16 protein-coding genes are annotated in these 20,921 nt (G+C 65.9%); 9 read left to right on the top strand and 7 right to left on the bottom strand.

Going from position 1 to position 20,921, the window contains the following annotated elements; translation table 11 throughout:
- Positions 1-64 precede the first annotated feature (64 nt).
- The gene (locus tag ACGG9C_RS11040; protein WP_138174582.1) at positions 65-1,084 is read right to left on the bottom strand and encodes a PIN domain-containing protein; all 1,020 of its coding nucleotides are present in this window, start codon (positions 1,082-1,084) and stop codon (positions 65-67) included.
- A gap of 638 nt (positions 1,085-1,722) precedes the next feature.
- Here ACGG9C_RS11040 and ACGG9C_RS11035 point away from each other — a divergent pair.
- The 7 genes from ACGG9C_RS11035 (at position 1,723) to ACGG9C_RS11005 (ending at position 12,549) form a co-directional block, all read left to right on the top strand.
- The gene (locus tag ACGG9C_RS11035) at positions 1,723-4,290 is read left to right on the top strand and encodes an AAA family ATPase (RefSeq protein ID WP_138174587.1); all 2,568 of its coding nucleotides are present in this window, start codon (positions 1,723-1,725) and stop codon (positions 4,288-4,290) included.
- A 242-nt stretch (positions 4,291-4,532) separates the two neighbouring features.
- Complete coding sequence (locus ACGG9C_RS11030; protein ID WP_171024258.1) at positions 4,533-5,969, top strand: DUF3375 family protein; 1,437 nt, start codon at positions 4,533-4,535, stop codon at positions 5,967-5,969.
- Positions 5,966-6,631 (top strand): DUF4194 domain-containing protein, encoded by a 666-nt coding sequence (locus tag ACGG9C_RS11025; protein WP_138174591.1) that lies wholly within the window; start codon positions 5,966-5,968, stop codon positions 6,629-6,631. The genes ACGG9C_RS11030 and ACGG9C_RS11025 overlap by 4 nt, the downstream gene beginning before the upstream one ends.
- On the top strand, positions 6,631-10,041 hold the full coding sequence (locus ACGG9C_RS11020) for an ATP-binding protein (protein ID WP_138174593.1): 3,411 nt from the start codon (positions 6,631-6,633) through the stop codon (positions 10,039-10,041). Before ACGG9C_RS11025 ends, ACGG9C_RS11020 begins: the two co-directional genes overlap by 1 nt.
- Positions 10,038-11,243: a Wadjet anti-phage system protein JetD domain-containing protein gene (locus tag ACGG9C_RS11015; protein ID WP_138174595.1), complete on the top strand. Its 1,206-nt coding sequence runs from the start codon at positions 10,038-10,040 to the stop codon at positions 11,241-11,243. Before ACGG9C_RS11020 ends, ACGG9C_RS11015 begins: the two co-directional genes overlap by 4 nt.
- A gap of 128 nt (positions 11,244-11,371) precedes the next feature.
- Positions 11,372-11,833 (top strand): zinc ABC transporter ATPase, encoded by a 462-nt coding sequence (locus tag ACGG9C_RS11010; RefSeq protein WP_138174597.1) that lies wholly within the window; start codon positions 11,372-11,374, stop codon positions 11,831-11,833.
- A gap of 80 nt (positions 11,834-11,913) precedes the next feature.
- Entirely contained in the window at positions 11,914-12,549 is a 636-nt protein-coding gene (locus tag ACGG9C_RS11005; protein ID WP_171024259.1) for a metallophosphoesterase, read from the top strand.
- Positions 12,550-12,702: 153 nt separating this feature from the next.
- Here ACGG9C_RS11005 and ACGG9C_RS11000 read toward each other — a convergent pair whose 3' ends face one another.
- The 6 genes from ACGG9C_RS11000 to ACGG9C_RS10975 all read right to left on the bottom strand — a co-directional run bounded on the left by ACGG9C_RS11000 (position 12,703) and on the right by ACGG9C_RS10975 (position 19,779).
- Positions 12,703-13,092, bottom strand: a complete 390-nt coding sequence (locus ACGG9C_RS11000) for a hypothetical protein (RefSeq protein ID WP_175987719.1) — start codon at positions 13,090-13,092, stop codon at positions 12,703-12,705.
- 252 nt (positions 13,093-13,344) lie between these two features.
- Positions 13,345-15,435 (bottom strand): TniQ family protein, encoded by a 2,091-nt coding sequence (locus ACGG9C_RS10995; RefSeq protein WP_390178653.1) that lies wholly within the window; start codon positions 15,433-15,435, stop codon positions 13,345-13,347.
- Positions 15,432-16,589: an AAA family ATPase gene (locus ACGG9C_RS10990; protein WP_138174604.1), complete on the bottom strand. Its 1,158-nt coding sequence runs from the start codon at positions 16,587-16,589 to the stop codon at positions 15,432-15,434. The genes ACGG9C_RS10995 and ACGG9C_RS10990 overlap by 4 nt, the downstream gene beginning before the upstream one ends.
- Positions 16,586-18,721 carry an integrase gene (locus ACGG9C_RS10985; RefSeq protein ID WP_390178652.1) on the bottom strand — a complete coding sequence of 712 codons (2,136 nt, stop codon included), beginning with the start codon at positions 18,719-18,721 and terminating at the stop codon, positions 16,586-16,588. The genes ACGG9C_RS10990 and ACGG9C_RS10985 overlap by 4 nt, the downstream gene beginning before the upstream one ends.
- 60 nt (positions 18,722-18,781) lie before the next feature.
- Positions 18,782-19,093, bottom strand: a complete 312-nt coding sequence (locus tag ACGG9C_RS10980) for a hypothetical protein (protein ID WP_138174608.1) — start codon at positions 19,091-19,093, stop codon at positions 18,782-18,784.
- On the bottom strand, positions 19,090-19,779 hold the full coding sequence (locus ACGG9C_RS10975) for a TnsA-like heteromeric transposase endonuclease subunit (RefSeq protein WP_228480874.1): 690 nt from the start codon (positions 19,777-19,779) through the stop codon (positions 19,090-19,092). The genes ACGG9C_RS10980 and ACGG9C_RS10975 overlap by 4 nt, the downstream gene beginning before the upstream one ends.
- A gap of 314 nt (positions 19,780-20,093) precedes the next feature.
- Here ACGG9C_RS10975 and ACGG9C_RS10970 point away from each other — a divergent pair, with 314 nt between their 5' ends.
- Together ACGG9C_RS10970 and ACGG9C_RS10965 are read left to right on the top strand one after the other, a co-directional pair.
- On the top strand, positions 20,094-20,417 hold the full coding sequence (locus tag ACGG9C_RS10970) for a hypothetical protein (protein WP_138174610.1): 324 nt from the start codon (positions 20,094-20,096) through the stop codon (positions 20,415-20,417).
- A gap of 177 nt (positions 20,418-20,594) precedes the next feature.
- Positions 20,595-20,921 (top strand): helix-turn-helix domain-containing protein, encoded by a 327-nt coding sequence (locus tag ACGG9C_RS10965; protein WP_138174612.1) that lies wholly within the window; start codon positions 20,595-20,597, stop codon positions 20,919-20,921.

Here is a 20,921-nt window from a genome sequence, read left to right as displayed (position 1 = left end):
GCGCCGGCGGCCCTCGAGGTAGCTCCTACCCGCCCACTGTCTATGCCGGTGCGTCTCCTTCGATCTATGCCGGTGCGTCTCCTTCGATGGTGTCGAGACGCAGGGAGGCGACCTCGTCGATGCGGTTCCCTGACGAGTAAGCATTGCCGCTGAGATCCAGGACCCATACGGCGGTGTCCCGATGGGTGGCGTAGTCGCCGGCGTCCTCGTCGAGGATCTCGACGCTCTCGAGCTTCACGAGGCACGTTGCCTGGGCGGTGTAGTTGATCCATAGATCGCGCGACTTTCGCTCGATCTGCACCCCTTCCACGTTCACATCCAGTAACAAGACTTCAAGCACATCAGCAACGTCGAACTCGGTCTTCGCTGCCAGCGAGTGAGTGAAGTCCTTGGGTGTTCCGCCTGCCAGCACCGCATCCTGTACCGCGTCGTGAAGCTGTCGCTCCTGCTCGTAGTCCAATGAGCCCTCGTCATCGAGGAACTGCCCGGGAACCTTGAAATCGGAGATGCTTTCAAGGATCTTCACCTCCCACTCCACATCGAGTTTCTCGATCTCGGCCAAGAGTTCGCGCCGTCGCGCTGGTCCGAACGCACGCTTGTCAGCCGACAGAAGAAACGCGTGCGGATCTTCGGGTTCGCACGTGAGAAGCAGATCGACAAAGACGTACCAGTGCAGCGCGTCACGGTATCCGTTGCCCTCCCTGTCGAACGGTGCCGACCGTGAGATCGCCCGCAACGCGACCTCACGATGCTCTACCTCCGGGTAGCCGACGATCTCTGCACCCATCTGTTCGAGGCGCGCCCGCAGAAGACTCTCGTACTCGGCGGCGAAGGACTCTGAAGCGTTGATGGCTTCCTGGACGAGTTCCCGTGACCTCGGCGGCCATGTCTTGAGAGCCTTCTTCGCCTCGCGTTCACGCAATGCTGCACTGTCGCGGTACCGTGCCACGGCTTCATCGACCGCAAGCTCGGGCACATAAAGATCGAGCGCTTCGGAAGCGACCGCATCCGCGACGGCGTCCCACTGCCGCCCGCGCAGAAGCGGATTGCCGACGATCACGTTGGCGTCAAGCAGCAAGAACACAGCTCGACGGTACCCGGTGGAGTGTCAAGGTGAACGTGGGGCCGCTCCGATGAAGCAGAGCTCGTGATTCGTTACAGGTTCAGCCCGTGAGCACGCGCCAGCAGATCGGCGACATCGTTCAGCCCCTGATGGCGGAGGTAGGGGATGAAGTGGGTCATGGGTGGCTGATTCGAGCGGTACGGGTTCGGGTCTGCACCGTCATACAGCCCACCCCCAGGCAGCGAGGAGAGACCTCCGCCAGGAAGCGTAGACAAGCCGCCCCCGGGAAGCGTCGACAGACCACCGCCAGGAAGCGTCGACATACCGCCACCAGGGAGCGTGGATAAACCGCCACCAGGAAGGGTCGACAGGCCACCACCTGGGAGTGTCGACAGACCACCGCCGGGAAGCGTAGAGGCCCCGTCACCCGGCAGGGTGGACAAGCCGCCACCAGGAAGCGTCGACAGGCCACCGCCAGGAAGCGTCGACCGGTTGCGTGGCCAGGTGTTTCGTTCAGTCATCCGATCAGCGTGCCCCATCTCCCGCACCAACTCCAGCGGCCCGCGCGACGCACAGCTCGGCGTCCTGTCAGGGCGACGATAGAGTCGGCGGTGAGCAGCGCGTTCCATGGACACCGCTGTCGCGACGGAGGTCGGTCGATGACGGACGCGGTGCAAGCGGACACACGGGTGGACCCCCGTCAGCTTCTTGGCGCGTGGGCGAACAGTTCCGACGAATGGGTGCGGTACATCGTGCGCGTCGTACTCACCGGAGCTGGCCCTCTCAACTCCGACGAAGAGGACCACGCGTACACGCTGTTCCGGCAAGAGAAGGCGCTGGACGCCCGGGAACTGTCGACCGAGGATCAGCTCGCGATGATCGACGGGGAGGACGAGGCGCTCGAACCTTTGACCGTGACCTCACTGTCAGAGGTTGCGGGGGTGAACGCTCTGATCGGTGGTGGGGTCATCGAACCGCATCAGGGCCTCACCATTCTGTTCGGTGAGAACGGCACCGGCAAGACCGGGTACTCGAGAATCTTCAAAGCGCTTGCTGCCAGCCGCACCGCGGACGTCATCCTCGGGGATATCGAGGCGACGGCGCCGCAATCCCCGTCCGCGACGATCGGCTACCAACTCGGAGCGGAAGCGAAGACGTACGCCTGGACAGGGCAACGGGGGGTTGCCCCGTTCACGCGCATCTCGATCTTCGACAGCCCATCGGTGAGCTTCCATGTCGACGAAGACCTCGAGTATGTGTACGTCCCCGCCGCGCTTGCCTTGTTCAACCACGTCATCGCCGGAATCAAGGCCGTCCAGGCCCGCATTGATGCGGCAATCAGCGACCTGCGATCCGGCCCCACAGGACTGCTGGGCCGATTCCCGCGAGCGGCGTCGGTGTACCCGCTGATCGAGACGCTCGGCGCCGCGACAGACCTGGACCAGCTCAGGGCGATGGCCGACCACCACACCGACGCTGATACCCGCATCGGGACACTGCGCCGCACCGTGGCCGCGCTGGAGGCCGACACGATCAGCGCCGAGATCACCCTGCAACAACGCGCCGAGCGTGTCCTAGCCGAGGCGAGCACGGCCGCACAGATTCTCGGTCGGTTCAGCCCCGCCACGTACAGCAGCGAGCTCACCGCCCTGGCGTACCTGCAGGAGGAGTATCGAGCCTTCCGCGCGGCGCTGTTCGAAGCGGCGGACCTGCCCGCCGCCCCCGACGACACCTGGACCCGGTTCATCCAGGCCGGTGAGGAGTACGAAGCACACCTGAGCGCACACGACGCGCACGACGCAGACCGGTGCCTCTACTGCCGCCAACCGCTCAGTGACCCGGCACGGGCGCTGATCGGAAAGTATTCCGAGTTCCTCGAGGAAAAGATCGCCGGCGACATCGAAGCCGCCAAGGGGCGGCTCAGCGCCCTGACCTCACCCGTGTTCGGCATCCGGACCAGCGATGTCGACGCCTACGCGCGCGACCACGCCACGAGCAACCCGCAGCCCGTGTTCTTGCCACTGCTGGAACGCACGCTCAGCACTGCCACCGCGCTCCTTGACCACCTCCGCGACAACACCCCCGTCACAGCCGACCTCCTGGCTCACGTGGCCGCCGACGCAGATGGCCTCACCGAAGCACTCGAGACCACCAGCGGCGCCCTGGTGGAACTGCGAGGACAAGCCGCGCGGCGCGCGGAAACACTCGCTGAGAAGAAGAAGGAACTGGTCGAACTCGAAGCTGCCGCCGAACTCGCCCGGTCCTGGGCGATCATCGAACAACAGGTGCGCGACGCGAAACAAGCCGACCGCCTCGCACTGCTCGCCAAGCCCATGCCTGCGCTACTACGCGCGGTCACTGGCCTTGCCAAAACCGCGAGCGACCAGATGATCAACGAAAGCTTCGACGCGCTGTTCGCCGAAGAACGCACCGCGCTCCGTGCACCCGAACTTCAAGTCGAGTTCGTGGGCCGTCAGGGACGAGCGCACCGCCGCAAGGTCCTCACCGGCAAGCACAAGCCGTCGAAGGTCCTCTCCGAGGGCGAGCAGAAGGTTCTCGCGATGGCGGACTTTCTCGCCGAAGCACGCCTCGCCGGCATCACCGCACCGGTGATCTTCGACGACCCGGTCTCCAGTCTCGATCATCGCCGCATCAACGAGGTCGCGCAGCGTGTCGCGGCACTCGCCGACACGACCCAGGTGATCGTGTTCACCCACGACATCTTCTTCGCCACCACACTGCTGAACCTGATGGCAGCGTCCAAACGATGCTCGTACTTCCACATCACCGACGAGGACGGCAAGGGGCAGGTCACCCGAGCTACCGGGCCCCGCTGGGACAGCATCAGCAATCTGAAGAAGAACATCAACGAGACCATCCAGGCCGCCAAGTCCCAGCAGGGTGATGCGCGCGCCGCGCTCGTACGCACCGGCTACGACTGGATCCGGGCCTGGTGCGAGGTGTTCACCGAAACTGAGCTGCTGCAGGGGGTGACGCAGCGTTACCAGCCCAACGTGCGGATGACCGCGCTACCGAACATCAAGACGGCCGCCCTGCCTGCCGCTATCGAGACTGTGAACCGCGTGTTCGAAGAAGCCTGCCGCTACATCGACGGACACTCCCAGCCGCTCCCCACCCTGAACGTCAGCCCCACTCTGGCCGGCCTCGAGGCGCACTGGGCAGAGTTGAGCGAGGCCAGAGCCGCGTACCTCAGCGCCGGCGCGTGATTGGCCGTCGTTCGGGTGGGAGGAGACCCCGGCCTCGACAAGAACGCTACGTACCCCGGGCTGCCGACCCCGACCACATACCGCCGAGGGCATCTGGCGGATGAGGGTGCCCAGGCGCACGCATCCTCGCCCTCCTCGAGCCCCCGTCCGCCCGCCAAAGCGGCACCGTGTCGTCGGTATAGGAGATACTGGCGACACCTGAGGCCGGCAGGGGGGACCCGTTGACAGCAACACCACAGCAGTTGGCTGAAGCCGTCGACACCAACCCGACTCTTCGTCTTCTCGGCGCATACAGTCGCGACTGGGTCCTGCCGCTGTTCGCCACCCACCTGGGGACCATCGATGGTTCCGTCTCCGCGGAGTGGTTCCATGAGCGGGTCGCTGAGACCATCGACGCCTTGCCGAGCATGACGGGAGATCGTACTCCCGCCGAGCACTGTAAAAAGTGGGTCGAGGACCGGTGGCTGGAAACGGAGATGGACGCTGGCCGCCTGCGATACCGGCTCTCCGCCTACTCGCTGCGAGCCCTGCAGTTCGTCCGTGAGATCGTCGACGGTGAAACCACTGTCACCACGGCTCGGTTAGAGAGCATCGCGCATGCCGTCCACACGCTCGCGGATATGACCAACCCCGACCGGCGCGTGCAGGTTCGTCGGATCGATCGGGAGATCTCCCGGCTCAAGAAGCAGCGGGACGACATCAAGTCTGGTCGGACCCGGCTGTCTACCGTGGAGGAGCAGCAACAGCAGCTGCGTGAGATCTTGGCGATGACCCGCACGCTGCCTGCGGACTTCCGGCAACTGCGCACCCTTGTCGAGGACCGTCACCAGCGAGTCGCCCGACGAGCGATGGCCGACGGTCCTACCAAAGCAGAGCTCGTCGAGGACTACCTCCACGAGCACGACCTCCTCGGCGACACCCCCGAGGGCCGCTCCTACCAAGGGTTTTCGAGGCTGTTGACGTCCAAGCAGGCCCAATCCATCCCGGACGACATCGATCAGATCCTCTCCCAGGAGTTCGCCCGCGAGCACATGACTGTGACCGAGCGGGCGCAGCTCGAGACGATGTTCTCGACCCTGCTCGCCGCGCAACTTCGCGTACAGCAGAGCTACGTCAAATGGACCTCGTCACTGCGGCGCTTCCTCACCAGGAGCACACACGAGAAGCACCGGCGCCTCCTCGCCCTCGCTGACCGGGCGCTCAGCGCCGGCGCCGAATGGGTCGAACGGCACCCCGGCCCCGCGGTGATCGACAGCGACGTGCTCGGCATCGGAACGATCGACACCACCGACATCTCCCAGACCCAGTTTTGGATCGACCGGGGACCTCAAGAGGTTCAGGTCCGCGCGATCTCGCCGCACGCAGACCTCCCGACTGCGGATCGTGAGGCGTTGCGGCTGGCGGCTGGGACGAGCCCGAGAGTCGTCGCCCGGACCGTGAACCGGCTGATCCGTGAGCGCGGTGCGGTGACCGGCAGCGAAGTCTTCGACGCGACGCCGCCAGACTTCCGACGGCTGGGAGCACTCGTCTCCCTCCTTGATCTAGCCATCACCTACGGCCAGGTATCAGACCACATCAGAGATCGCGTCGCACTCCAGCCCGCGCAGGAACGTGCACTCCACGTCGCGCTCCCCCATCTACGCTTCGACACACCCATCATGATCGGTGAGCACGAATGAGCGACGGACACGGCACCACCGATACAGGAGAGCTAGCGCCTGACGCCCCCGAGGATTTCCCTGACGGTGCCCGCCGCGCGCTCGTCGTGCTTCTCACGAACCGGTTCATCACCCGGACGAGGAATCGCGCCGTGTGGGACATCCTGCGTGGGTATGAAGAAGAGATCCGCGGCCGCCTCGCAGATCTCTACCTGACACTGGAGATCGACCACGACCACGGCGTCGCATTCAAACGGCAGATCATGGAGGAGGACACTCCCCGCATCCTCCGCAAAGATCGCCCGCTCAGTCGCGACGCCTCGTTCCTGCTCATCTTTCTCTGCCAGGAGTGCGCCCACGCCGACCCCCAGGACGAGCTCGTCGTGGTCACCCGGGCTCAGATCGACGAGTTCCTTAGCGCCTACCGCCAGGATGACGACGGCGACCAGGCGAAGTTCGATCGTCGCGTCACCGCCGCCATCCGGCAGCTGCAGGATCTGCGGCTGCTCAACCAGGACCCTGACGCCGACTACCTCTACACGATCTCGCCAGTCGTGGTACCTCTTGTCGGTGTCGATGAACTGACGCGGCTGGAAGCGGCATACCGGCTCGGGGCAGGCGCCACCGCAAATGACGGGAATGGCACCGAAAACTCAGCCCAGCTCCTTGACGAGGAGTCCTGATGCTAATCAATGGGCAGTTCCGCATCGAGAAGGTCCAGGTCCTGAACTGGGGCGGATACTCCGACCTACAGGTCATGCATGTCGAACGTGCCGGCACCGCGATCCTCGGACCGTCCGGACGCGGCAAGTCCACCCTGCTCGATGCGATGGCCTCGGTCATCCTTCCCAACCCGCAAGAGTTCAACCAGGCCGCACGCGACGACAAAGGCCAGAAGCGCGAGCGCACCGTATACACGTACGCGCGTGGGCTCACTGACCGGCGGCGTGACGAGAACCGACGCTCCGGCACAACCACCTACGTGCGTCCACCCGGCACAAACGGGTTCGCCAGCGGCGCTGCGATCACGTGGGCTCATGACGATGGCCGACGGGTCACGGTGTTTCGACTCGCATGGGTTGCCAGCGACACCACCGGCGCCGACGCGATCAACGCGAATACGATCTACGGGTTCGTCTCCGGCGACTTCGACCTGGACCGCCTGAACGGGCTCACCGGTGTCCGCTCCGGCTCATCGCCCCTGACCAAGACGACGCTCAGCGGCCTGATCGACACCAGCCGCGGTGATCTCGTCGATTCCTCACAGAGCAAGATCCACGCGAAGATGCGCTCCGTGATGGAGATGGGCAAGTCCGACGAATCCCAGCGCCTTGCCATGCACCTGCTGCGCCGCGCCCAGGCCTCCAAAGGCATTTTCAACATCAACGCGCTGTTCAAGGAGTTTGTGCTCACCGAGCCGCTCGCGCTCGACCGGTGGGGAACCGCGCTCGAGGCGTACCGAGAGGCGTCACGTCTGTATGACGAGTACGAAGCCACCCGACGCCAGCTGGAGACCCTCACCCGCCTCCCTCAGCTCGCCGAGAAGTACCAGCACGCGGGCAAAGACCACACACGCAAGACTTCACTCCTCTTGGAGCGGGCCGAAGGGACCCCCGCGCGCCTACGGATCTGGCACGCCCACAAGCTCCTCGACTGGTTGCGCGCACGGATCGATGACAATCGCCTGACGACGGCAGAGACCAACGAAGATCTGCAGGCAGCGAACACGCGAAGGACACACGCGAAGACAACGTTCGACAACCTCCTGCTCAGCCTCACCTCGGCCGGCGGAGACAAAGCACCCCTCCTCAAGGTCCAACTCGACACCGCCCAGCACAACCTGGACCGGATCGGCATTCACCGCGCAGCCGTCTCCCGTCGCCTATCTGAGTTCGACCGCACCCTGCCCGCCTCGCAGGGTGATCTGTTGCTTCTGCAGGACGACCTCAGCGATATGCGCACCCAACTGGAGACCCAACAGATCGCTCTTGACGCCGAGGCCAAGGCTGCGGTGCTCCGCGCGGGCATGATCGCCGGACAACGGAAGTCGGTCGCACACGAGCTGCATCAACTCAGCTCCCGACGATCCAACATCTCTCCCGAGGCGGCTCAGCTGCGCGCCGACATCGCCGCAGCTACCAACGTGCCGCTGGACCGGCTGCATTTCTTCGGTGAACTCATCCAGATCAAGGCCGAGCACCAATCATGGGAGGCTGCCGTCTTCAGTGTTCTGCGCGGCGTCGCCAAGGATCTCGTCGTCGATCAGGAACACTTCATCACCGTTCGGCGATTCATCAATGAGCATGACACCCGGATGCACGTGTCGCTCGTTCCCGTTCGCGAACAGGGCTCTCAGCGCGAGCCGGTACCCGGCACCGTACCGGCGATTGTCGAACTGGCGGACTCACCGTTCGCCCCGTGGGTACTCAACGAGCTCGTCGACCGATTCTCCTACCAGCTCGTGGAACGCGACTCGGATCTGGACACCAAACGTGCGTCACACCTCAACGGCGCCGTCACCCGCGCAGGGATGCGCACCGCAGCATTCGGACGGTTCGCGAAGGACGACTCGGTACAGAGGTACTCGTTCATCGGCTGGGACACCGCCGATCTACGCCGCGACCTTGAGCAGAACCTCGCGTCGCTTACCGCGGAACTGGCACCCGCTGACGCCGCGTCCAACACCGCTCAAGCCACACGCGACGACGCACGCGATCGGGCACAGCGCCTCACGACACTCCTCGAAGAACTCGACTGGTCATCCATCGATACGGCACCTGCAGCCGACCAGGTGCGACAGCTCCAAGAGGAGATCGCCGAGGCCAACACCCCCGAAGTCACCGAACTCCAGAAGCAACTGGACGACGCGCGAACAGAAATGACCGAGTCGGAGCTGCACGCACGCGAGATCGAGACGAAGCTCACGACTCTGAACGCAGCGTGGGGAGTGCTGGTCGACCTGGAAGACGAGTCATCTCTTCTCATCGACGACTCCGCCGTGTTGGACGCCGACGAACGCGAGGCCACCGGCACACTCGGATTCCTCGCACCTCCCGTCGATGTCACGACGGCGACGGGTCGCGCGCTCCGTGCGGCAATCGAAGCCAGCTACGGGCAAGCGGCCACGGATCTGCAGAACCAGCTCGTCTCACTCAGGAAGGAACGCGAAGCACTCGAGACCGCTGTCCTCGCCACCATCCGTGCATTCCGCGGCCTGGAGGATCGAAACCAGAGGGAAATCGACGAGAGCATCGACAGCCTGCCGGCGCTGCTCTCCATTCACGACCAGCTGCTCACCGATGACCTCCCCCGCACCAAGCAACGCTGGCTCGAGCAGGTCGACCAGGACATGAACACACAGCTGCGAGGACTTCTCGTCCAGATCGATGACGATCGCCGCTCAATCGTCCGAGGCCTCGCCCCCATCGATAGGGTTCTCGAGCGTGTGGCGTTCCGCGTCGACTCCACCCTCACGATCGACGTCTCCGACAAACCCAGCGGTGAGCTCAACGAGTTCCGCTCCACGATCTCGGAGTACACCAGCAACACCCTCCACCAATCCATCGAACGCGACGCGGAGAAGATCGAACGCGACTTCAACCGGCTGCGCCGCAAACTGGCCCTCCTCGACGACCTCACCCGAACCGGCGAGAGCTGGCGTCGCCGCGTATTCGACGCGCGCGAACACGTCGAGTTCAAGGCAATCGAGAAGAGAGCCGACGGCGTCGAAATCGTGCACGACGGTGTCTCCGGGATGAGCGGCGGGGAGGGGCAGGAACTCATCGCATTCATCCTCGGCGCAGCCCTGAGATATCGGCTGGGCGAAGGAACGGACGCCCCTCCCACCTACGCGTCGATCGTGCTCGATGAAGGATTTGTCAAAGCCGATAGCGACTACACCGGACGGGCCCTCGCCGCCTTGTCCGCGCTCGGGTTCCAGCTCATCATCGGCGCGCCGCGTGAGAAGGCAACGGCGTTCGAGTCCCACGTGGAAACCGTCGCATACATCAACTCCGACCCAGCCAACCCGCAGGGCGTGCGCATCTTCGAGATGACGATCAGCGAAGCGCTCAGTATCGAGGAAGCCGCGTGAGGAGCCCCGCAGACGTTGAACGTCTTATCACCACCCGCTACAAGTCGTCCTGGCGCGCCTGGCTCACACAATCCTCCCCTGAACAGATCACCTTCCCCCTCCAGCCACCCACCGCGTCAACCATCCCCGCACAAGAAGAGGCCGTCCGGACGTGGCTACATGCGTGGCGTGCCTGGCACGACCTGCACCCCGCTACCAGCCTGCGAACCGCGACCGTCCGCACGGCCGCTGGCGCTCAGGTCGTCTACACACACATCGACATCCCTGGGCCAACAGCGCTCGCTGGACTCGACCCCGCGACCGCTAACCACTGGCAGACCGCGATTTCCCGCTACCCCCAACTGGCAGACCTCGACGTCTCCACCGACCAGCTGCGGCCGATCCTGCCCCGCATTGTCGACCTCGACGATTACGACTTCGAACTGCTCCTGCGCGTCGTGGAATGGTTCCGCAACAACCCCGCATCCGGGCTCACCGCCCGCCAAGTCCCTGTCACAGGTCTCCACACCAAGTGGCTGGGACGGCACAAGGCGATCGTCATCTGCCTGCTTCGAACCGACATCCCCAACCGGGTGGCTGATCTTGGCGCAGAAGCCGTCGACCCTGAACTCGACATCAACGACCTCGATCTACTCGGACTGCGGCGACTGCCGAACCACGTCGACGTCATCCTCGCCGACCCCGCCGACCGCCGACTCGTGGGCGGCATCCGCCAACTCCGAGCACCCGTCGAAGAAGTCGCCGGCCTCCCCCTCACCCCCGATGACGTCCTGATCATCGAGAACAAGGAGGCCGCGACGCCAATAGAGGACCGAGCAGGGCTTGTAGTGATTCATTCGCTTGGCAACTTTCTCGACGTGCTCGACGCGCTCCCATGGCTGCGGTCCGCACGCACCTGGTACTGGGGAGACCTCGATCGAGCCGGGATCACACTGCTGTCGCGTGCCCGGGCTAGGGTGCCCGAGATCGCCTCCCTACTCATGCACGCCGACACTGTCCGGGAGTTCGAACCACTCGCGAACGCCGACCCGAGCGGTCGCGTAGACCCACCCGAACCAGTCCTCACGCAAGATGAACGTGCCGCGCTGGAATATCTCGACGCTGGACAGCCGCCGCTCCGCCTCGAACAAGAACGCATTCCATGGCACACAGCGCAAACCACCATCAACCTGGCGATCGACCAGGCCGCTGTCCTCGATTAGCGCTCGTGTGGCACCATCCCAGACCACCTCGAGGACACCCCGACGTGGACGGGCTCTGATCCCCGATGCCGTGGACACCGCGTCATCGGCATGACAGACTGCTCTGTTCTGCTGGAAGGGGAACCACCGTGCCGCACACAGACGACCACACCGACTGGGAACAGATCATCCGCGACATGATCGCGCGGAGCAGCGAATCCGCACCTACCGAGCCAGGCGTGTACCGGATGCCGTGCGGGAACTGCTACGTCGACTTCTTCCGCACCTCGGACGGCACCGAAAGTTGGCTCGTCCCCGGCGACGAGCGCAGCTACACTCGCGACACTGTCGCCATCGACCGGCACGGCGACCACCCGTGGGAGCGGATGTACACCCTCGGCCACGCCGCCGCCGAGATCCGACGCCGCGCGACCGCCGACGATACGCCCGTCGAGGTGCTGGTCGAGCAGCTGGCGGCGATCGCCGCGGTGGAGGACGCGGCCGAGGCGGAGGAGATCGCCCGCATCGCCCGGGAACGTCCCGCCGACAGCCCGGACGTCCCGCTCGCCGATGTCGCTCGGAAGTTCGGGATCGATCTCGACGAGCTCTAGCGATACCTGTCGTCGCCTACTGGCACGCTAGAGACACCAGATCATGCGAGACACCGATCACCTGCGAGAGGGGCGTCGTCGTGAACCTGTATCCGCGGTTCGACTTCGACCAGGTCGACTTCGTCACCGCGGACACCCACTTCAGCCACGCGCGGATCAGCGAACTCGCGGATCGCCCGTTCGCAACGGTCGACGAGATGAACGCTGAACTCATCCGCCGCTGGAACGAAACGGTCAGTCCGACAGAGGTGGTGCTCCACCTCGGAGATGTCGCGCTCGGCCCGATCGAGGAATCGATCGGTATCACCGCGCAACTGCACGGCCGCCGATTCCTGGTCCCCGGAAACCACGACCGGGTGTCACCGGCGACGCAGTCGAAGAAGGCGATCGAACGGTTCGCGGCGCTCTACGAAGCGGCCGGTTGGACGATTCTGCCGGAGGTCATCGAAGGCACCCGACGCGGGTATCGGATCCTCGCTTCTCACTACCCATACAAGGGCGACTCGCAGGAGTCGGATCGGCACACCACCCATCGACCGCGCTGGGACGACGGGATCCCACTCCTACACCCACGCCCGCGACCACGGACCGAACGGGCACCAGTTCCACGTCGGCGTCGACGCCCACGGCTACACGCCCGTCCCCTTCACCGAAATCGACGCGTGGATCCGCGGCCTCCCAGACGCCGAACCATGGCTCGACATCGCAATCCGTGAGGCCCGCCAGACCATTACCGACCTCGACGGCAGCGAAACCTCAAACTCCGACGCGCTGTTCTACACGATGGGCTACAACGAGCTACGGGTCGCGCTGGAAGAACTCCTCGGCGCGTTCGACTCCGCCCACCCCGACTCGCCCCCGGGGACTGTCTAGGCGCGGGACTTCCGCGTCGGCGTATACCGCGTGGGCCCGAGTGTAAACAGTTCGCCTGCCGCGGGACCTGATCGGAGGGTACGCGGTTCCCGTCGGAAGCGGATCCATCCGCGACGCCGCCAGTGCACCATCGTCAGGTACCGCACCGACGCCGAAGACCACGCCTCCTGACGCTCCGCGGCGTCGGGGTCGTGGGCGGCGAGCTCCGCGAACACCTCACGGAAGGTCGGCGGCTGACCACGCTCGCGGGTGTGGCGGTGGATGAACCTCACGGCGCGGCGCGCCCACACCGGCGCTGTCTCATCAGCGGTGAGTTCAGTGAACAGCGGCACGAGGTGCGGTGCCGACCACGGCTTCTCGTACACTTCACCGTCGTTCGACACCACCCTGCAGCTCCCCTCAGCGGTCATCCCAGATATACCGCCGCCGAGCCCAGCCAGGGGCGCGGGCGTCGTCAGAAGGATGATCCTCGCCAGGGGAGGATGTCAGTGTCTCGCGTGGGGCGGTCGGCGAGGATGTGCTCGGCAACGGCGCCGCATCGATGAGTGCTTGCAGTGCCGTGGTGTACTTCTCTCCGGTCGCCTTCATGCGTTCCCTGGCGGCTTGCTGCAGCCGACGGGAGGTTCGCTTCTCAGTTGTCATGACGTCCCTGCTTTCCCGCGGGGGCGGACGGTGATGCCGGCGGCGTGCAGGTGCCGGTTGATGGTCATCTCGCTGCATCCGGCAAGGTGCGCGATCTGTGCCATAGTCCTCCCTTGCGTCTCATAGTGGTCGCGTAGCCAATCGGAATCGAGGGTGAAGGTGGGGGGTCGTCCGCGACGCGACTTGGTGCCCGTGTCGGCGAGGATGCGGCCCACGGTCTGCCGGGACACGTTCACGTCCGCGGCGATCTCGTACGTCGACGCCCCCGCCGCATACGCCCGCGCTAACACATCGGGAGGCATCACGTCCGCGGCCGTTGATCGTGCTGGGCGGCTCCGCGCCCACGCCGCAGGCGCGTCCGGGACACCGTCCGAAGGCTCGGGTGTCCATGTGACGGGCTCATCGATGCCGTTGACGAGAAGGAAGTCCGCGGCGAGCTGGTCGAGTCCCGTCCGCACCGCTGACGGCAGTCCATCGGCGAAGCGGGCGACGGCCGGCGCGGTCACCCCTGCCTGATCCCACTCCGGCGGGATCGAATGGATCGGATTCCCCGACAGTGTCCGGTGCAGGAGCGCCCGGGCCAAACGCCATCGTCGTCCACCCCCAGCCGATACCCCCGCCACCCGGCACACCTCCTGCCACTGGGATTCGAGGAGGATCCCGCTGTAGTCGAGGGCGCGACGTCGGGCGTAGTCAACGGGCACGTCATGCGTATCGAGGAACGCGGCCAGCCGGAGGATCGCGTGCAGGGTGCCCACGTCATGAGAGCTGCGACCGAGGTCACGCATCACATGGGTCACCTGGCGGGCCGGCGCCTGCGGATCGAGCAATGCAAGAGCGGCGGAGTGTGTGAGCCTCGTGCCCGTGAACACCACCGCCGCCGCCAACGCCGACGCCACCACCTCACTGCCGACCCGTTGCGGCGCGTACCGGGTGATCCACTCGCCCCACAACTGTGCCGGTACCTTTCGCGCTCGTTCGACCGGGCTGACCCCTGACGGTGGTGCGGACTGCAGGAACACCGTCGGCCGGCGACGACGCCCCAGCGCGGCCGCGATCAGGGTCTGCAGTTGCGGCGTGTGCGCCGTGTACGACGAACTCTGAGCCAGCCGCCCCTGCAGCAGCGCGGCGACACTGCCCGGCTTCGCCAGTGCGGTGACGGCGAGGGTGGTGCCGACGGCGGCCCCGACGGCAGAATCCGGTCGTGCCCGTACTGCCGTCGTCCAATCCTCGCTCGCCCTAAACAGCGCCACGAGCTCCTCACCAAGCGGACTGATGTCGAGGCGATCGCCGGCGGCAATCGCGTGCCGGGCGGTACGGGACAGCAACCGAGTGTCTTCCAGCACCGCGACCGCCGGCTGCGGCGCCTCCGCATAGATCCCGAACCCTGCCCCGCCGGTGGAAACGATCCGCATCAACGCCCGCTGCGCATCCAGGACCGCCCGCGACACTGGAGTGCGGGTCGGGTCGGCCGTGAGGTCGGCCCGACACCGGTTCGCTTGCGGGCCCCGTCCCGGCCCTTGGACGGGATTGTGGCACCGGCCAGGAACGGGAACAAGCGCGAGCGGGTGGGCACGGTACCGGGCAGGACGATCACACACGGGGCACCGGTCCACGAGCAGGCGGCGGTGGCGAAAACTGGCGAACCCGAACGGGAACTGCCACGACATCCGCCACCGGCCACCCGAATCGACCAGGCACTCCGGGCAGTAGCGTCCCGCGGTCCCCGCCGCCGGGCATTGCGAACTGATCCGCCCCCGCCGGGTGTACCGGATCGCATGGTGCGCGAACCGCATTCTCGTCATCTCCTGGAACTGATCCGCCGGAATGCCCGTCGACGCCTCGAGCCGCGACGCCTGCTCATCAGTCAGCGCGGTGGCCCAACTGTCCGCCATCCACGCGGTCGCCGACACCGCCACACCCTCCTGCTGCTCGATGAGGCCGAGCGCGCAGGCCATCTCGTTCATCGTCGCCCCATAGGTGGCCGCCATCTTCTCCAGCCAAGAGTCGAACGGCTCATCAGGCAGCGGCCGCACCCGAAACGGCAGCACCCGCACCTCATAGGAAATCGTCGACGTCGTGGTCATGCGGCGGCCGCCTCGCCGTCCTGGTTCTTGCGGCGGCGTGCCTGGTGGTTTCGCAGCTGCTGATCCAGCTTCGCCTCAAGCTCGCGGCGCTCCGTCTCCGCGCCCTCATCGATGCGGATGTCGTCGAGCAGTTCCCGATCGATGACCTCCCGCCCTGTGCGGATCGCGCGGGACGCGCCGCGACGGATCAGGTCCATGAGGGATCCGATGTTGCCGGTGGTGCGGGCGAACAGGTACCGGGACAGGTCGACCAGCATCCCGGGGCGAGCACCGGTGAGGACGAGAGCTTGTTCGACGCCGAATAGCAGCCGGTCCCACTCCTCCCTGCCCCTCTTGTGGGTAAGCGTGAAGGGGCTGAGCCCGAGGACGGTCCATCGGCGGAAGGTCTGCGCCATCGCCGCCTCCCGGCCGGTCTCCCCTTCACCCACCAGGCCGCGGGCGCGGAGGGCGACGCCGGCGAACAAGAACGTCGCGTTGTATTCGTTTGCGAGCCACTTCAGCTGGTTGGCGACTTCGACCCCGTCGCGGGTGCGCATGTTCAAGAAGTGCAGGTCGTCAACGATCACCAGCCGGGTGTCATGCCGTTCGATGCACTCCGCCGCCGCCCGGGCCAGGTCCCGGCCGGCCATGGAGCGGTGCAGGATGCCGGCGGTGGCGGGGTGGGCGTAGAAGCCGAGGATCATCATGTGCAGGCCCTTGATCGTCAGCCGCCCCGTCAGCGTCACATGACACACCGGCAGGTGCCGCACGTCCCTGTCCGCGTCCAGCCATCCCCCGGCCTCCGCGATCCGCTGCTGGTGGAACACGCGGCCGAAGTTGTTCACCACGGTCGACTTCCCGAGCGCCGGCGGGGCGTCGATCGCTGCGGCTGACTTCACCCGGTCGGAGTCCTGCAGGTTGGAGTCGAGGATGTCCGCCAGCTGCAGTTCGATGTCCTCTACCTGCCGTGTGCGCAGCAGGATGTTCGCGTGCCACACCCGCCGCTCCAAGTCGTAGACGACGCGATCGCGAGCAGGCAACGACTCCAGCTGGGCGCGCGAGAGCTCCTCAGGGCGAGCGCGGGGAGGCCGTTCGGCGAAGTCTGTCCAGCCCTCGTAGGTGGAGAGGCTCCGTTGGCGGGGCGGCTGCTGCGGGGCGCTCGTCGGGCTGGTCATCGGAGCATCTCCATCGGTTCGAAGTGGTAGTCGCCGCGGATGGTGGGCTCGTCGATGTCGTCCTCGTCGTCATCATCACCGGTCTCGGGCGTGTCGACGCGTCGGCGCGGGTCGCGGACGGAGCCGGTGAGCTCGGTTCCGAGATCAGACGAGGCGGTCAGTTCCGCGTCGAGCATCCGTTGCACGGTGCGTAGCGACCACACCCCGTCCGGGTCCGGTTCCTTGTCGTTCAGCTGTGCGGCCATCCGGGCGCTCATCCGCCGCTCCGATGGCGTCAGACCACGGCCGGCGCCCCAGTCCTCCAGCAGCTGCGCGGCGACGTCGTCAACCTGGGAGGGGCGACCCTGCCGGATTGCGATCTTCTTCGCGTACTCCAACGCGTCCAGGCTGAACGGGGTGTCGAAGCTGCCCTTGTGCTCCCATTCGAGGGTGTGCCAGGTGTGGTCCTCGGGGTCGTGGAAGTAGATTCTGGTGAGGTCGTCGGGGTTGACGAAGAATGGCCACTCCGTACCCTTGTCGCGGTGGATCGACCGGGCCCGGTTGCGGTACTTCGCGACCGACTCGCCGGTGTAGCGGAGTTTGTGGATCTCCACCCCGTAGTGGTTGAACTGCCGCTTCACCACCGGCAGCAGCTCCAGCAGCACGTTCCGGTCGGTGGGCAGACGCAGCTGTCCCGCGACAGCCAGGCCCTGTTCGTATCGTTGCGCGGGGCTGAGCTTTACCCCGGGCAGGTTTGGATCCTCCAACGAACTGTGGGGACGAAGGTGGTAGACGGTGGCTACCCATTCCCGGATGATCTGCTCCAGCTGCGGCACCGTGTAGACGGCCTCTGCTTCGGGGTCCTCGCCGCGTCCGGCGACGTCCGCGCCCTTGTAGCCGGGCAGCTCTTGCAGCAGGTCGTCGAGGGTGCGGAAGAATCGTTCCACGGGGCTCTTGTCGGTGGGCTGGTAGATCCGGGCGGGTTGGATCGAGATCCCCAACCGGGCGCACCCGCTGGTGAGATGCTCCGACAGGTAGGCGGCGCCGTGGTCGACGACCAGCGTCTCCGGCAGGATGCCGGCGCGGGTGAACCGGGACACCTTCGTACGGGTCGGGTCTACCAGCAGCGTGTCGGGCAGACCGTGGTACGGCCAGCGAGCGGACGTGCCCCAATCCGTGGGCGTATCAAACGGTTGCAGCGCCTCCATCAGCACGCCGGTGACGTCGATCGATTTCGTCGAACCCGGCGTGAGCCGCAGTCCGAGGATGCACCGCGAGTACAGGTCCATCGCGATCGTGAGATCCGCTGACACCCATTTCCCGGTCACCGGGGCGACGGCGAACACGTTCAGCGGCGTGGTGTCCATCAGCACGTACTCGCCCGGCCGGACCGCCGACAACCGCCCGTAGGGTGCGGAGGGTCGGTTCGCGGTCGACCGTTTGCGTTTGGTGGGGCCGGTGAATGTGGCCCGGCCTCGATCCAGCTCAGCCAGCGCGTTGTACGCGCTCGCGCGCGAGGGGCGCTTCACTGTCCCCGGGCCGTGGACGCGCTCGGTGCGTGCATTGATCCGGTCGATGATGATCTTCTTGGAGACCTTCGCTTCGGGGGTCTGCTCATCCAGGACCGTCTGCGCGGTAGCGATCCACCGCGGGTCGAACCCGGTCAGCGCGTTTCCGGCTTGGGAGGACCGGTAGTCCATCAGGCCCGCCTCCCCGGACTCCCGGTACTGCGCCACCCAGCGGCGCACGGTCCGTTCGCCCTTCCCGAGTTCGGTCGCCTTCGCCGCAGTCCGCTGTCGCAGACTGTGCTGCGGGTGGTATTCCAGGCGCGGCTCACCCTCCCGCGGGATCTGCGGAGTGCCGGACTTGTATCCGGTGAGCACCTCGCGGACGTGGTCGGCGCGCTCCATGGTGCGTGCCTTCGCGGAGTCGGTAGCGTCCGCCCACAGCACCCCCAGCGGAGTAGCATCCCTTTCCCGCGTGTGGCCAGGGATGTGGGCCTTGCCGCCCTCGGCGGCGGGGCGCAGCACGTCGACCATCCGGAGTCGGCGGTGCCGGCCCGTGCGGTCGCGGATGATCACCGCCCCGTCAGCGATCTCCGCGACCGTGCACGCCTCCCCGTCGTAGACGAAGTCCATCCCAGGTCGCAGCATCCAGCTATCCATCATCATGCTTCCTCTCAAAGTGAGTAGTCGGGGATCGGGTGCCGGGACTCAGGCCGTGTCACGGAGGGATGAGCCGCTCTCCGCCGTCACGCGAAGATGCCGCGCCGGTGGCTGCACGACGCGCGTACCGAGCACTTGCCGCAGGTACTCCTCAACGGCGCGCAGCAGCTGGGCTGCCGCTTCCTTGTCCGCTCTCGGTGACTGCGGGGGCACCGGCAGGGCCACGGGGATGCCCAGCGCCTCGCATGCTCGCGCCGTGTCGGCCTCGCGGTCGCGCTCCGATCTCGTCGACCGCTCCGGGCCAGCCTCCTCGAAGAGCAGGGAGGGAGTGCCAGGTCGAAGGTCGTCTCGTGCGCTCATGTCAGCTCCAATACGCTCGTCGTGCTCAACAGGTGGGACAGGTCCGTGCGCAAACGCTGTGTCCACAGCAGGTGCAGCACGAGGGAACGGGCGAACCGCTGCTCTCCCGCGATCGGAGTCACGGCACGCACCGCTTCCCCGAACGTCACAGCGGCTCCCAGCACGGTCGCCGCGGCATCGACCTGCCCGGGATCGAACTGGAAGCTGCGCCGGTACCCGGCGAGGAACTGCACATTCGCCAGCAGCACCGGATCGGGCTCGGAGCACACCCGGTACTCCCAGCCATGCGCCTCGACCTCCCGCCGCGTCCAGTCCAGCGAGTCCCGCACCGCCGGGACCTGCAGCTTCGCCGCCGGCTTCACATCGACAACGCACACCAACCGGTCTGTGTGCGAGATCAGATAGTCCGGGATGTGCCTGCGGGTCGTGCCGTGATCGTCGCCCTCCATCAGGAACGGCTGGGACAGGATCCAGTCCACTCGCGGGTCGAAGTCGCACAGCAGCAGGTTCGCGTACTCCAGCCGCGACTCGTACCCCACGGGCGCCTGCATCGTCGCGGACCAGTACGAGCCGGAGAAGTGACGCTGCTTGCGGTACCAGCGGAACTCACGCCACGGCACCGCCGCCGCGAACACCCCCAACCGGGCATCCGGCAGCGAAACGACGTCGACGTGATCCTGCATCATACGGATCCGGATCGTCGACGCCACCGCGATCATCCCCGACCCGGCTCCCCGGCCCGCAGCTCACCATCGCCCGTGTCCCCGGTCGGAACCTGACAGCGGTGCGTGCGCATGAACACATGCTGTTGCCCCGCGACCGCGCAGCGGAACTCACCGACGCCACAGAAAGAAGTGAGCAGCTTTGTACTAAATCACTAAACAGCTAATCACTAGTAAATGTCACATTCACTACCAAGCTCGATGTTGCGCCTGTCAGATACACAACAAACCTCCGCCGACCAGTCGGCGGCGTCCGACGCATATGAGACACTCGGAGCATGACGGCGATCCACCCGATTGCCCCCGAAGACTCCAAAGCGCTCTTCGGGAACAGCTACATGCACACCGTGCTGGTCGAGATCACCCGGCACGGCGATGAACCGTTCTCCCCGAAGCAGATCATCGACGCCACCGGACTGCCCGGCGGGATCATCCACCCGCTCATCAAGAGGCTGAAGTCCAGGCATTTCATCGAGTACCTGGGCCGTGTGCCCGGGGAGAAGACCACGCTGTACCAGGTCCGCGACAACCCCTACATGCGCGCCGCCCGCGAGTACGCCGAAGCTGCGCCCGAGATCCCGCAGCATCGAGCCGCCAGCTAACCCACGGCGCCCCGGATCGACCCACAGCTCGGTCGCGACGACCGGTGAGCGACGTGTTCGACGTGCGTCGCGCCACCACGTGCCACCGCTGCCGAATTCGCAAGGTGCGGCGTCCAGAGCACACACTGGTGCGTTCTCCATGTTTCATGAATCTTGAATTTGATCTAGACTGGGTAGGTGCCAACCCTTGCCCGCGCGGCCGAGCTGTCGAAGGCGGTCTTCGGCAGCGAGCACATGCTTTCCGTGATGTGGCAGATCTCGCAGGCACCGGACGCAACGTTCAACGCTCCCGCCATCGAACGGGCCACGGGCCTGGCCGGGAGCATCGTGCACGGCATGCTCGCACGACTCAAACGCGCCGGCCTCATCGAGGTCGTGGGCCATCTCGAGGGAGAACGCACCCTCGCCTACCAGCGTCGCGACCATCTCGTATGGCAGGCGGCATCTCAACTCACGTCCGAGGTGACTGACACCCTGGGCATCGGAGGCCCCTATGACAGCTAG

The sequence above is a fragment of the Microbacterium sp. MTN4-26 genome (assembly GCF_042846595.1).
GTDB lineage: Bacteria > Actinomycetota > Actinomycetes > Actinomycetales > Microbacteriaceae > Microbacterium > Microbacterium luteum.
The sequence above is the reverse complement of the archived record's forward strand: the minus strand, read 5'-3'. Positions and strand labels throughout refer to the sequence as shown.